At 58.6% G+C, this 13,946-nt stretch carries 7 protein-coding genes, 3 tRNA genes and 3 rRNA genes; 9 read left to right on the forward strand and 4 right to left on the reverse strand.

Annotation, left to right across the window (positions count from 1 at the left end; all coding sequences use genetic code 11):
- Positions 1-21: 21 nt before the first annotated feature.
- The 4 genes from VR863_RS01570 to VR863_RS01585 form a co-directional block, all read right to left on the reverse strand.
- Positions 22-1,479, reverse strand: a complete 1,458-nt coding sequence (locus tag VR863_RS01570) for a lipopolysaccharide biosynthesis protein (RefSeq protein ID WP_324826682.1) — start codon at positions 1,477-1,479, stop codon at positions 22-24.
- Positions 1,476-2,504, reverse strand: a complete 1,029-nt coding sequence (locus VR863_RS01575; RefSeq protein WP_324826683.1) for a glycosyltransferase family 2 protein — start codon at positions 2,502-2,504, stop codon at positions 1,476-1,478. The genes VR863_RS01570 and VR863_RS01575 overlap by 4 nt, the downstream gene beginning before the upstream one ends.
- Positions 2,505-2,541: 37 nt before the next feature.
- Positions 2,542-3,438 (reverse strand): glycosyltransferase family 2 protein, encoded by an 897-nt coding sequence (locus VR863_RS01580; protein WP_324826684.1) that lies wholly within the window; start codon positions 3,436-3,438, stop codon positions 2,542-2,544.
- Between the two features lie 167 nt (positions 3,439-3,605).
- The gene (locus tag VR863_RS01585; RefSeq protein WP_324826685.1) at positions 3,606-3,824 is read right to left on the reverse strand and encodes a hypothetical protein; all 219 of its coding nucleotides are present in this window, start codon (positions 3,822-3,824) and stop codon (positions 3,606-3,608) included.
- Positions 3,825-4,138: 314 nt separating this feature from the next.
- Here VR863_RS01585 and VR863_RS01590 point away from each other — a divergent pair.
- The 9 genes from VR863_RS01590 (at position 4,139) to VR863_RS01630 (ending at position 13,938) form a co-directional block, all read left to right on the forward strand.
- Positions 4,139-5,627, forward strand: a 16S ribosomal RNA gene (locus VR863_RS01590).
- 182 nt (positions 5,628-5,809) lie between these two features.
- Positions 5,810-5,886, forward strand: a tRNA-Ile gene (locus VR863_RS01595).
- A gap of 16 nt (positions 5,887-5,902) precedes the next feature.
- A tRNA-Ala gene (locus VR863_RS01600) sits at positions 5,903-5,978 on the forward strand.
- A 290-nt stretch (positions 5,979-6,268) separates the two neighbouring features.
- A 23S ribosomal RNA gene (locus tag VR863_RS01605) occupies positions 6,269-9,061 on the forward strand.
- A 113-nt stretch (positions 9,062-9,174) separates the two neighbouring features.
- A 5S ribosomal RNA gene (gene rrf, locus VR863_RS01610) occupies positions 9,175-9,289 on the forward strand.
- The 16S, 23S and 5S rRNA genes sit together here with 3 tRNA genes alongside, the layout of an rRNA operon.
- 121 nt (positions 9,290-9,410) lie before the next feature.
- A tRNA-Met gene (locus VR863_RS01615) sits at positions 9,411-9,487 on the forward strand.
- A gap of 414 nt (positions 9,488-9,901) precedes the next feature.
- Positions 9,902-10,243 carry a hypothetical protein gene (locus VR863_RS01620; protein ID WP_324826686.1) on the forward strand — a complete coding sequence of 114 codons (342 nt, stop codon included), beginning with the start codon at positions 9,902-9,904 and terminating at the stop codon, positions 10,241-10,243.
- Between the two features lie 331 nt (positions 10,244-10,574).
- Positions 10,575-12,194, forward strand: a complete 1,620-nt coding sequence (locus VR863_RS01625; RefSeq protein WP_324827550.1) for an alpha/beta hydrolase family protein — start codon at positions 10,575-10,577, stop codon at positions 12,192-12,194.
- A gap of 208 nt (positions 12,195-12,402) precedes the next feature.
- Positions 12,403-13,938, forward strand: a complete 1,536-nt coding sequence (locus VR863_RS01630) for a catalase (RefSeq protein WP_324826687.1) — start codon at positions 12,403-12,405, stop codon at positions 13,936-13,938.
- The last annotated feature ends 8 nt before the right edge of the window (positions 13,939-13,946 follow it).

Consider the following 13,946-nt stretch of genomic DNA (forward strand, 5'->3'; position numbering starts at 1 on the left):
CGGTCGGGCGGGGTCGTCGCTTTATCGGTTGCGCACGAGAGAGATGAGTTCGGTGAGGCGAGGCCGAGCGATGGCCAGCATCACGGCAAGATACACCGCCCCGCCAAAGGCGACGAGAACTGCCAGCCGTTCCACGGGGCTTTCGCCCGCGAAATGTCGATCGGCCACTGTCACCGCGAGTGCCATTGCGGCACCGGCAAGCGCGGATGGCGCGACCGCCCCGCCAATCTGGCGCACCGTGACCCCGATCGCACCAGCCGACATGGCGGCGCTGAAAACAGTGATCGCCGGATAGGCGGCGAGCCAGGCCAGCGCCATTCCCTCGATGCCCCAGCGCACACCGACAAGCAGTGCGGCTGGCATGACGATGGCGCCAGCGACCGAATTCTTCATGGCGATTGCCGGCCTGCCAGCCGCGTTGGTTGCCGGGGCGAACAGCACCTGGAGCGTCATCCAGGGGATTGCGAACCCTATGATCTGGAGGATCGGCGCAACGCCGAGCCATTTTTCCCCCAACACCACCTGCACCAGTGGCTGGGCCGTCACCGCAAGCCCGAAACAGAACGGGATCGAAAGCAGCATGATCACGCGCACGGACAGAAGAAAGCCTGATGCAAAGGCCGCCGGATCGTCCTGCATCCGTGCCAGCGCGCTGAAGGTCACTTCGTTGAGGGGAGGCACCACCTTGTTGACGAAGATCTGCGCCAGGAACAGCGACGTGGTGTAAAGTCCGACCGTGTGGGCATCGAATACCCGTCCCGCGATCACCACGTCCGACTGGGTCTGGGCGAAGTAGAAGATGCTGGATAGGGCGACCGTCCCGCCATAACCGGCCATTGCCCACGTTCCGCGAAAATCGAAACTCGGCCACATGAACGCGCGTGCCACCGCTGCCATCGCAAGGCCGCGGCTGATGAACATCGCCAGCGGGGCGAGGACGAGCGTCCAGACACCCAGGCCCGCCACTGCCCCGCCCAAGGCCACCACGGCCCCGAGCAGGGCGGTCGCCAGATTGACCTGTGCCTGCCGCCGGAAATCCATCTCGCGCGCAAGGATGCAGTATCCAAGCGCCAGGAACGGGTTGCTCAGGAATACCAGAGACAGGACGCGCAGTATGTCGGTCACGGCCGGTTCGCCGTAATACGACGCCACGGCTGGCGCGGCCGCGATCTGGATGGCCGCCAGGCCGGCGTTCACCACCAGCAGCATACCGAACAGCTGGCGCAGGTCCTGCCGCGAAACATTCTCACGCTGCACCAGGGCGTTCGCCAGGCCATATCCGTTGAGCAGCGCCAGCAGCGCGAGCACGGCCGCCGCCATGGCATACAGGCCGTAATCGGACGGCGACAGGATGCGCAGGACAAGGAAGGTCGCGGCCCAGGTGATGATCTGGCCGACGATCTGCGAACCCGAACGCCAGATCACCGCGCTTCGGACGAGCGACCGAAAACCCCCGGACCTGGCTTGCGCGGTGTTCATGATCGCTCGCTTCCCGGACGCGCCAGCGTGCGCAGGAAACTGGCAAAGCTTTCCGTGCTGCCGCGGCTGTGGGCGCGGCGCCGCCATTGCAGGGCGGGGCGGGCAAGGGCTGGCCAGACACTCCATAACTTCTGGGCCAGCACCCAGTGCGGACCCTTGAGGTCGCCCGAAGCCTTCAGCGCGGCGAGCCCTGCATGGGTATCGCCATCGATCACCCTGTCGATGGCATGTTCGAAGCCGAGCGCCCGCCGGTTGTCCGCCAGCAGCTGCTCGACGAGTGCGGCTTCGTCATGCCCGCCAAGCTGTGCCAGCGCCTTTTCATAGACCCTGATATTGCCCAGCAGCATCCGTTCGCCGCTGGCGGAAGCGGAATCGGAACGGATGCGATATTCGCCCAAGATCTCGTCGATATAATAGGCATGGCCGCCCGGCAGCATCAGTCGCACCCACAGGTCCAGATCCTCGGCGTGGGTCATGTCTTCGTCGAACCCGCCGATGGCTTCGAACTCGGCGCGCCGGAAGGCGGTGCCGATATAGACGCCGAACTTGCGGTCGAGGACATCGGCCAGGCTTCCGCGAATACCGTCGCCGGTCCCTTGTTTGGCGCTGAAGCAGCGGCGGGGTTTCGGGATGGCACCGAAGATCATCGCGTTGCAGGTGACCAGGCGCGCGTCGGCATGTGCGTCGAGCGCGTCGACCACGCGCTCGAGATAATGGGGCCGGAACCGGTCGTCCCCGTCGAGCAAGGCGATATAGGGCGCCTGCACGTGGGCGGCGGCACGGTTGCGCGCTGCGGAAACCCCGCGATTGTCCGTGGCGAGGAAACGGATACGCGGATCTCTCAGATAGGGCGCGACAGCGCCTGCCACATCATCGGGCGCACCATCGTCGATAACGACGCACTCCCAATCCGCCATCGTCTGCGCCTGCAACGAATCCAGCGCTTCATGCAGCAAGTGCGCGACGCCATAGGCAGGCACGATCACCGCTACGCGTGCGCGCGTATAAGGGGAGGGGGCAGACATCAGGATCGCGTATAGGCCGAGACGGGTAAAATTGGCATTAGCGTATCCGGCTGGCCAACGATGCCTTCAGCCACCCTGCGATCGGCCGCCACGCGCCCAGGACCGTCGGCAGGTCGTCACGCATGGCGCGGATCACCAGCCCGATACGAAAGGTGAAGGGATCGCGCGTTGCCAGGGACAGCAAAGCCTGTGCCCGGCGCCTGGGCAGATCGATCGAGTCGATGTGATCCATCAGCAGGTCAGCGACCAACGTCTTTATCGCACGTGCGCGTTGATCGGTCAGGCTGCCGCCGTGGCGCCGGTACAGGTAAAGTTCGCGGTGGACCGGATGGAAGACGAAACCCTTTTGCGCGGCGCGCAGCCAGAAGTCGTAATCCTCGACCCCGAACAACGTCTCGTCATAGCCGCCAAGCGCCTCGTCCACTGAACGTCTATATAGGAAGCTGCAGCCCACGGCGTTTTCCATCACGAGATCGTCGCGTGTGCCCACGGTGACCAGGCTGCGGCTCTCGCCGCGCTCGTCTATGATGCGATAATCGGAATAGATGACATCGGCCTGTGGCGCCCGGTCGCGTTCGGCCACCAGCACCTCCAGCATTTCGGGGCGCAAGACATTGTCGTCCGAAGTCCAGGTCCACCAGCTTCCCCGCGCCTGGGCAAACCCGGCGTTCAGGCTGGCGGGCAGCTTGCAGTTAGCCGGCTGGGTGATGATGCGCAGGCGATCGTCGCGCGCGGCATAGTCGGCCAAGATCGCCGGACTGTCATCGGTCGAACAATCGTCGACCGCGATCAGTTCGAAATCGGTGAAGGTCTGGCCGAGGATGGAATCCAGAGCGGCGCGGAGAAACCGCTCCCCGTTATATACGGGCAGCACAACAGAGATCGCGGGTGCGCCCGATATGCCGTCAGCTGCGGTGCCTTTATTCAGACCCATGCAAAGCCAGTCCCTGGTTACGAACGATCTGGAGCCGGGGTAGCGACGAATCGTAACGAAAGCGAGAATCGGCGTCGAACCGCCTGTCTGAGCGTGAATCGGGTCAGAAATCGGGATTCGCGGGTGAATCAGGGGCGGAATCGCCATTAATTCGGCGGTGAATCGGCTCATTTCGCCAAAAACGGAAAGGGGTGCGGTTGAACGTTACCCCAGCCCCCCTTGACGAGGGATATTGGAATGGCTCTGAAACCCGCAGAATTCTGGGATTTTTCAAAAAAGGCGCAATAAAATTGCAAAAAGCCGTTGACCGAATCCCGACCTACACCTAGATGGCCCTCACCGACGCGGCGCTGGCGGCTTCCACCGCCCACCGCATCGGTCGCCAACAGAAACGGATAGCCGGTCCCCCGGTGTAAATCGGGGAACCAATCGCTGTCCGCTATAACTGTCTCGGCGGCTCTTTGACATTGTTGATTTTTGATGAAGGGACATGTGGGCGACGGCGCCCGGTCCGGGGATTTTTAGGCTCCGGATACCGGTTAACTTATGCCGATTGCCACATCCTGATCGCCACCACGGCGGTCTGTGATGATGCATGTTCATTCGTATCCATTACGTTTGATGTGCAGGTATCGGCTCCTAGAAGCTCATGCCTTGCGGATTGGCGATCTTCGGATCGTGTCTGCTTGGTGTGTGACACAAACTTGAGAGTTTGATCCTGGCTCAGAACGAACGCTGGCGGCATGCCTAACACATGCAAGTCGAACGAACCCTTCGGGGTTAGTGGCGCACGGGTGCGTAACGCGTGGGAACCTGCCTTTAGGTTCGGAATAACAGTTAGAAATGACTGCTAATACCGGATAATGTCTTCGGACCAAAGATTTATCGCCTTTAGATGGGCCCGCGTAGGATTAGGTAGTTGGTGGGGTAAAGGCCTACCAAGCCGACGATCCTTAGCTGGTCTGAGAGGATGATCAGCCACACTGGGACTGAGACACGGCCCAGACTCCTACGGGAGGCAGCAGTGGGGAATATTGGACAATGGGCGAAAGCCTGATCCAGCAATGCCGCGTGAGTGATGAAGGCCTTAGGGTTGTAAAGCTCTTTTACCAGGGATGATAATGACAGTACCTGGAGAATAAGCTCCGGCTAACTCCGTGCCAGCAGCCGCGGTAATACGGAGGGAGCTAGCGTTGTTCGGAATTACTGGGCGTAAAGCGCACGTAGGCGGCTTTTTAAGTCGGGGGTGAAATCCCGGGGCTCAACCCCGGAACTGCCTCCGAAACTGAAAAGCTAGAATCTTGGAGAGGCGAGTGGAATTCCGAGTGTAGAGGTGAAATTCGTAGATATTCGGAAGAACACCAGTGGCGAAGGCGACTCGCTGGACAAGTATTGACGCTGAGGTGCGAAAGCGTGGGGAGCAAACAGGATTAGATACCCTGGTAGTCCACGCCGTAAACGATGATAACTAGCTGTCCGGGCTCATGGAGCTTGGGTGGCGCAGCTAACGCATTAAGTTATCCGCCTGGGGAGTACGGTCGCAAGATTAAAACTCAAAGGAATTGACGGGGGCCTGCACAAGCGGTGGAGCATGTGGTTTAATTCGAAGCAACGCGCAGAACCTTACCAGCCTTTGACATCCTAGGACGACTTCTGGAGACAGATTTCTTCCCTTCGGGGACCTAGTGACAGGTGCTGCATGGCTGTCGTCAGCTCGTGTCGTGAGATGTTGGGTTAAGTCCCGCAACGAGCGCAACCCTCGTCCTTAGTTGCCATCATTTAGTTGGGCACTTTAAGGAAACTGCCGGTGATAAGCCGGAGGAAGGTGGGGATGACGTCAAGTCCTCATGGCCCTTACAGGCTGGGCTACACACGTGCTACAATGGCATCTACAGTGAGCAGCGATCCCGCGAGGGCTAGCTAATCTCCAAAAGATGTCTCAGTTCGGATTGTTCTCTGCAACTCGAGAGCATGAAGGCGGAATCGCTAGTAATCGCGGATCAGCATGCCGCGGTGAATACGTTCCCAGGCCTTGTACACACCGCCCGTCACACCATGGGAGTTGGATTCACCCGAAGGTGGTGCGCTAACCTGCTTGCAGGAGGCAGCCAACCACGGTGGGTTCAGCGACTGGGGTGAAGTCGTAACAAGGTAGCCGTAGGGGAACCTGCGGCTGGATCACCTCCTTTCTAAGGATTGGTACGAAAGCGCCGGCACTTGTTGCCGGAAGTGCTTCGCACCTTTTCAAAGAAACATGCCGTCGTCCTCATGTCCTTTCATCACTGGAGATCGCCTAGCGGGCTTGCCTGCTAGACGAGACGCCTGAGCTGGCTCACGCCGCCTGCGGCCTTATGGCCAGCTGGGCTGTGTCGGGCCTGTAGCTCAGTTGGTTAGAGCGCACCCCTGATAAGGGTGAGGTCAGAGGTTCAAATCCTCTCAGGCCCACCACCTTACCAGGCTATACGGGGCCTTAGCTCAGCTGGGAGAGCACCTGCTTTGCAAGCAGGGGGTCATCGGTTCGATCCCGATAGGCTCCACCAGCCTTCTAACCGCTTTCGGCCCCGCGCCGTGGCATTCGTTCTCCAGGATGAAAAGAAAACAGATCCCGCATTTGGCGGGTAGGCGGTTTCGACCGCTGTCTTTGACATTGTGAATGGGTTTTTAAATCGATGCCGTGGCGCATGGATTGTATTGTTCGGCTTCGGCCGTTCGTGCGATCGATGCATCACAAACAAGATCAATCAAATTGATTTATCTGGCTGAGATATCCTCCGCACTATCGTGAGACTTCAGACTTTTATGCAGGTCTGTCGTTGATGGTGTGGATTCTCAAGCGTGAGGTAAGAGCATTTGGTGGATGCCTTGGCATGTGCAGGCGATGAAGGACGTGGCACGCTGCGATAAGCGTCGGGGAGATGTGAGCAATCTTTGATCCGGCGATTTCCGAATGGGGAAACCCACCCTCACCATTTCCTTTCGATTGTCCCTCGGGGCGGTCGGAAAGAGGTGGATAGGGTATCACCGAGTTGAATAAAATAGACTTGGTGAAGCGAACCCAGGGAACTGAAACATCTCAGTACCTGGAGGAAAAGACATCAACAGAGATTCCCGTAGTAGTGGCGAGCGAACCGGGACCAGGCCAATGCTTCTTCGTAAATTAGCGGAACACTTTGGAAAGAGTGGCCATAGCGGGTGATAGCCCCGTACGTAAAAATGATCGAAGAAGATTCGAGTAGGGCGGGACACGTGAAATCCTGTCTGAACATGGGGGGACCACCCTCCAAGCCTAAATACTCGCACATGACCGATAGCGAACACAGTACCGTGAGGGAAAGGTGAAAAGCACCCCGATTAGGGGAGTGAAACAGTACCTGAAACCGGATGCTTACAAGCAGTTGGAGCCCCATAGGGGGTGACAGCGTACCTCTTGCATAATGGGTCAGTGACTTAATCTAACATGCAAGCTTAAGCCGTTAGGTGTAGGCGCAGCGAAAGCGAGTCTGAACAGGGCGACAGAGTATGTTGGATTAGACCCGAACCCCGGCGATCTAGGCATGGCCAGGTTGAAGGTGCGGTAACACGCACTGGAGGACCGAACCGGTGAATGTTGAAAAATTCTCGGATGAGCTGTGTTTAGGGGTGAAAGGCCAATCAAGCCGGGAAATAGCTGGTTCTCCGCGAAATCTATTGAGGTAGAGCGTTGGATGTATGCCGATGGGGGTAGAGCACTGGATGGGCTAGGGCTGCGCGAGCGGTACCAAACCTAACCAAACTCCGAATACCATCGAGTCTTGTCCAGCAGACAGACGGCGGGTGCTAAGGTCCGTCGTCAAAAGGGAAACAGCCCTAACCTACAGCTAAGGTCCCCAAGTCATATCTAAGTGGGAAAGCATGTGGGAATCCCAAAACAACCAGGAGGTTGGCTTAGAAGCAGCCATCCTTTAAAGAAAGCGTAACAGCTCACTGGTCTAATTAAGGGTTCCTGCGGCGAAGATGTAACGGGGCTAAAGATATGCACCGAAGCTTAGGGTTCAGAATTTATTCTGAGCGGTAGCGGAGCGTTCCGTAAGCGAGTGAAGCCGAAGGGTAACCGACGGTGGACGTATCGGAAGTGCGAATGCTGACATGAGTAGCGACAAACAGGGTGAGATACCCTGTCGCCGAAAGACCAAGGGTTCCTACGCAATGCTAATCAGCGTAGGGTGAGCCGGCCCCTAAGACGAGCCCGAAGGGGGTAGTCGATGGGAACCACGTTAATATTCGTGGGCCTGAAGATGTGTGACGGATCGTGGAAGTTGTTCGACCTTATTGGATTGGTCGGGCGGCCAAGCGGTTCCAGGAAATAGCCTCTTCATATAGACCGTACCCGAAACCGACACAGGTGGTCAGGTAGAGTATACCAAGGCGCTTGAGAGAAGTATCCTGAAGGAACTCGGCAAATTGCCTCCGTACCTTCGGAAGAAGGAGGCCCCATCTTAGCGCAAGCTTTGGTGGGGGGCACAGGCCAGGGGGTAGCGACTGTTTAGCAAAAACACAGCACTCTGCTAAGTCGGCTTCAAGACGACGTATAGGGTGTGACGCCTGCCCGGTGCTCGAAGGTTAAGAGGAGGAGTGCAAGCTCCGAATTGAAGCCCGAGTAAACGGCGGCCGTAACTATAACGGTCCTAAGGTAGCGAAATTCCTTGTCGGGTAAGTTCCGACCTGCACGAATGGCGTAACGACTTCCCCACTGTCTCCAGGATATGCTCAGCGAAATTGAATTCTCCGTGAAGATGCGGAGTACCCGCGGTTAGACGGAAAGACCCCGTGCACCTTTACTGCAGCTTCAGAGTGGCATTAGGAAAGAGTTGTGTAGCATAGGTGGGAGGCTTTGAAGTGACGGCGCCAGCTGTCATGGAGCCATAGGTGAAATACCACCCTGCTGTTTTCTGATGTCTAACCTCGCACCGTTAGCCGGTGTAGGGACCCTCTGTGGCGGGTAGTTTGACTGGGGCGGTCGCCTCCTAAAGAGTAACGGAGGCGCGCGATGGTAGGCTCAGGACGGTTGGAAACCGTCTGCGAGAGTGCAATGGCATAAGCCTGCCTGACTGCGAGACTGACGAGTCGAGCAGAGACGAAAGTCGGTCATAGTGATCCGGTGGTCCCTCGTGGAAGGGCCATCGCTCAACGGATAAAAGGTACGCCGGGGATAACAGGCTGATGATTCCCAAGAGCTCATATCGACGGAATCGTTTGGCACCTCGATGTCGGCTCATCACATCCTGGGGCTGGAGCAGGTCCCAAGGGTTTGGCTGTTCGCCAATTAAAGTGGTACGTGAGCTGGGTTCAGAACGTCGCGAGACAGTTTGGTCCCTATCTGCCGTGGGCGTCGATTGTTGAAAGGAGTTGCCCCTAGTACGAGAGGACCGGGGTGAACATACCTCTGGTGTACCTGTCATCCTGCCAAGGGTGCCGCAGGGTAGCTATGTATGGACGGGATAACCGCTGAAAGCATCTAAGCGGGAAGCCTCCCTTAAGATAAGCAATCTTCGAACCGTCGTAGACCACGACGTTGATAGGCCGGGTGTGGAAGCGCAGTAATGCGTGTAGCTAACCGGTCCTAATAGTTCTTTTCGCGCTTGTAGAATTCATACCATCAACGACAGCCCTGGGCTGTCCGCGATTTGGAGGATTACTTCAGCCGGATACGCCCGAAAGGGGCATCGATTTAAACCCGCATATTCGCCTGCTTCATTGCTTGGTGACCATGGCGTCTGTGACCCACCCGATCCCATCTCGAACTCGGCCGTGAAACCAGACTGCGCCGATGGTACTAGTGCTCAAGCACTGGAAGAGTAGGTCGTCGCCAGGCATTGCAGCAGGCGAATGTGCGAGGAAAAAACCCATTCACAAGTCAAAGGGCTGACCCCAAAAGGGCAGCCCTTTTGGCGTCTCTCGCGGCCGTAATTTCGGCCACTGGACGCTAACGGTGCCGCGGGGTGGAGCAGTCCGGTAGCTCGTCAGGCTCATAACCTGAAGGTCGTTGGTTCAAATCCAACCCCCGCAACCACCGTTGCCTGAAGTCCCAAATCAAGTTCACCCCACTGCTTTCAGTGGGGTTTTTGTCGTTCCTGCCAAGGGCTTGAATTGGGAGGGAGGCCTAGGTCGGTTTATCTTCGGTTGGTGTGCAGTTGGATGAGCGGCATTCCTTATGCTCCGCCGAGATTGCCCCCCGATCTGACGGATTTGATTGTCGAGGCCGGTCGGCATTGAAGGTCCAGGAGGCGATTACGCTTCGCAACGCTGGCGGCAGGTTCGATGCGGCGAAGTATCCGAACACGGAGGCCGTCCGGAAAGTCCGGTGTGGGAAGGCCAAATGGCCGAGAGTGATTGGGGTGCGGTTTAGGCATGCCCTCGGTGTGGTGTCGGCGAGCAAATCGACGTAGGTGAGCAGCACAAACTTTAGCAATTCAGGTGCAGACCCATGGCCCGCAAACATCCCAAGCATGGTCGCTATGACGACCAGCATCACGAGGAGCAGGAGGTTCCGACCGAAGCGGTAGCTTGCTGGCTTTGTGGGCGGCCTACGGGGAAGACCATTGTCTGGCATCATCCCGTGCCCAAAAGCCGGGGTGGCCGCGATGTCGTTCCCATGCACCCGATTTGTCAGCAGACGTTGGTCGCCAATTTCTCCAACGCGGAGCTGCAGCGGCACGGTACCGATGTGGATGCGCTGCTGTCCTATCCGAATGTGCGCAAATTTGTCGATTGGGTCGCGAAAAAGGAGCCTGACTTCATGGCCACTCCGACAAAAAAGCAGCGTTGATCGGGCGAAGATTTCGCTGTTGGTGAGGTCGCTCATTCCCGAATTCGAGGTTCATCGCCGCGCCCACTGCCTTGCCAACCTGCGCAGGGTAGGGGCGCTTGCCTGGAGCGCGCGCGGGTAGCCTGCGGTCTCTCGTTCTGGTTGTCACGCGGAGCGATAGGTGCAATCTCCGCAGCGTCCTCTTAGCCGTAAGCTATGAGGATTGACCACGGGGGAGGTCCAAGTGACGGCCACAGAACAGGCGATCACCTACCAAACGAGCACCAAACGCAGCTGGTGGCTGATCGTGGCTGGCCTTGTGCTTGTTTTAGCCGGTGCGTTTCTGGCTCAGATGATCCGCACAACCGATGGCACGACCGTTCGGGATGTGCGGTTTGCGGGCACCAACGGGACCGTCATGAGCGCGCTGCTGTACGTTCCGAAGAACGCTACCTCATCGAACCCCGCACCAGGCATTCTAGCGGTCCACGGTTACATTAATTCACGCGAAACGCAGGACGGCTTTGCCATCGAGTTTGCTCGCCGCGGTTACGTGGTTCTGTCTCTTGATCAGACCGGGCACGGATATAGCGGGGGTGCGGCGTTCTCGAACGGCTTCGGCGGTCCCGATGGACTTAAGTACCTGCGATCCCTGCCGATGGTCGATACCGATCAGATTGGTCTCGAAGGGCATAGCATGGGAGGCTGGACGGTGCTTGCTGCGGCGGCCGCCATGCCCGACGCGTACTCGTCTATAGTGCTTGAGGGATCGTCTACGGGTGCGCCTTTTGCCCAAGAAGGTTCGACCACCTGGCCGCGCAATCTTGCGCTTGTCTTCAGCCGCTACGACGAATTTTCGAAACTCATGTGGAACGTCGATCGCGCGCGAGACGTGCCGGCGAGCGAGAAGCTGCAAGCGCTGTTTGGCACCGATGCTTCCGTTGCACAGGAACGTTTGTACGGATCGCTTGCAGAGGGGACCGCTCGAAAGCTTTATCAGCCGAACACGACGCATCCCGGCGATCATTTTTCACCGGCTGCAATCGGCAAAGCTACGGATTGGTTTGCGGCTACGCTTGTTGGCGGCACGCCCCGTCCGGCAAGCGATCAGATCTGGCATTGGAAGGAATTCGGCACGGCGATTGGCCTTGTCGGTTTCATCATGATCATGCTCGGCACATTTGATGCGCTCGTCCGGCTGCCACTGTTTGCGACGATGCGGGTGGAGGCGATCCCGGGAGCCGAGCATCGGGACCGCCGCTGGTGGCGCGTCTTTGCAATGGATACCGCGCTGCCGGCCGTGTTGTTCTTCCCGGCATTCATTGCGGCCTTCGTCCTGTTGCCCGCGTCGAGCCTGTTGCCGCAGGCAGTGACCACGCAAATTACCCTTTGGGCCGTGGCTGGCGCTGGACTGAGCCTTTTGATTGGACGCTTCATGCGGCAACCCGCCGCATCCCCGCAGTCGGACTGGACCCGATCGATCGCGCTTGCCGCGGTAACAGTTGCAACGGGGTACTCGGCCCTCTGGCTTGTCGATCAGCTTTTCCTCACCGATTTCCGGCTGTGGGTCGTCGCCGTCAAACTTCCCAGCTTGCGCCAATTGGGCATTGCGGCAATCTATGTGGTGCCGATCACATTTGCATTTCTGGTGATGGCGAGGTCGCTTGCGAACGCCGCGGTCGGCAGTGACACATCTATTGTTCGGTATATTGCCGCGATCCTGGCGCTCACGACCGGGTTCATCGTGATGTTGAGCGTCATCTACGGCATCTTCTTCATGACCGGCTCGCTCATCACGGCCTTCGATCCTCTCAGCACGGTTATTGCGCTGCAATTCGTGCCGGTGTTGGCCGCCGTGGCGGTCATCGCAATCTTCACGTGGCAGCGAACGGGCAGCTATCGCCCGGGCGGGCTGGTGGCAGGGTTCCTGGTGACCCTGTACGTCGTTGCCGGGACCGCCACCCAGGTCTGAGCGGATCTTCCCCAGCCCGATTTCGGGCGTGCGCAGCAGGCCGTGAACCTCGATCGAACCGTCTTCGATCAAAAGGCCATAGAATAATCGCCTCGGGACATCCGCGCCCGCTGCCGTCCGAAGAATCAGGAGGGTCGAGGAACGCTTTCGGTCGTCCTTCCGTTGAGTACGGTGAAGCGATTTTCCGCTGTTTCCAGAAAGACTTGCCATGACAAAGAAGACGATTGTGCCGCCGACCACGACCGATGCCGGCATCCGCGCACCGAGTGACGAGCATTCGCTGACCTTGGGGCCCGATGGACCGATCGTCCTCAACGATCACTATCTGATCGAGCAAATGGCGAACTTCAATCGCGAACGTATCCCGGAACGCCAGCCGCATGCCAAAGGTTCGGGCGCCTTCGGGTATTTCGAATGCACCGGAGACGTTTCGCAATACACCAAGGCCGTGTGTTTCCAGCCCGGCACGAAGACCGACACTGCGATGCGTTTCTCCACTGTTGCAGGTGAGCGCGGTAGCCCGGACACGTGGCGCGATCCGCGCGGGTTCTCGGTCAAGTTCTATACCGAAGCCGGCAATTTCGACATGGTCGGCAACAACACGCCGATCTTTTTCATCCGTGATCCGCTCAAGTTCCAGCACTTCATCCGCAGCCAGAAACGGCGGGCGGACAACGGCCTGCGCGATCACGACATGATGTGGGATTTCTGGACATTGTCGCCCGAAAGCGCGCACCAGGTTACCTACCTTATGGGCGATCGCGGCGTGCCGAAGAACTGGCGCGAAATGAACGGCTATTCCAGCCATACATACATGCTGATCAACGAGGACGGCGAGAAATTCTGGGTCAAGTTCCACTTCATGACCGATGTCGGCAAGGAAAGCGGCAACGCCCATCTTACGCAGGACGAGGCGGTGAAGAAGGCGGGAGAAGACAGCGACTACCATCGCCGCGACCTGTTCGATGCCATTCACAAGGGCGATTTTCCGAGCTGGACGCTGAAGTGGCAGGTCATGCCGTATGAGGGCGCCAAGACCTATCGCATCAACCCGTTCGACCTGACGAAGGTCTGGCCGCATGCCGATTATCCGCTGATCGAGGTCGGAAAGCTGGTGCTGAATGAAAACCCGGTCGACTGGGACACGCAGATCGAGCAGCTCGCTTTCGAACCGAACAACATGATCCCCGGCATCGGGATGTCGCCCGACAAGATGCTGCTCGCCCGTGGGTTTTCCTATTCGGACTCGCACCGTGCGAGGCTCGGCGTCAATTACAAGCAGATCCCGGTCAATTCAGCCAGGAATGCCGAGGTCAATTCCTACTCGCGCGCCGGTGCGATGCGGACGGTCAACGCTGTCGATCCGGTCTATGCGCCAAATTCCTATGGCGGTCCCGCGGCGCAGCCGGGGACCGGCAACGAGGCGACGTGGCACGCCGATGGTGACATGGTTCGCCAGGCTTATACCCTGCGTCCGGACGACGATGATGTCAGCCAGCCGCGCGCGCTGATCAACAGCGTCATGGACGACGCACAGCGAGACCGCCTTGTCTCCAACGTGGCCGGCCACCTCGCCGAAGGGGTGAGCGAGAAAGTGCTGCTCCGCGCGTTTGAATATTGGAAGGCGATCGACCAGCCAACCGGCGTGCGGATCGAGAAAATGGTCCGCGACAAGATCGGGGGCAAGTCGAAGGCACCCGGAATGGGCTCGGCCAAGTCGACCACCGACGAAGCCACGCTCTGACGACCGGG

It is taken from the genome of Qipengyuania zhejiangensis, from assembly GCF_035607565.1.
Classification (GTDB): Bacteria; Pseudomonadota; Alphaproteobacteria; order Sphingomonadales; family Sphingomonadaceae; genus Qipengyuania; species Qipengyuania zhejiangensis.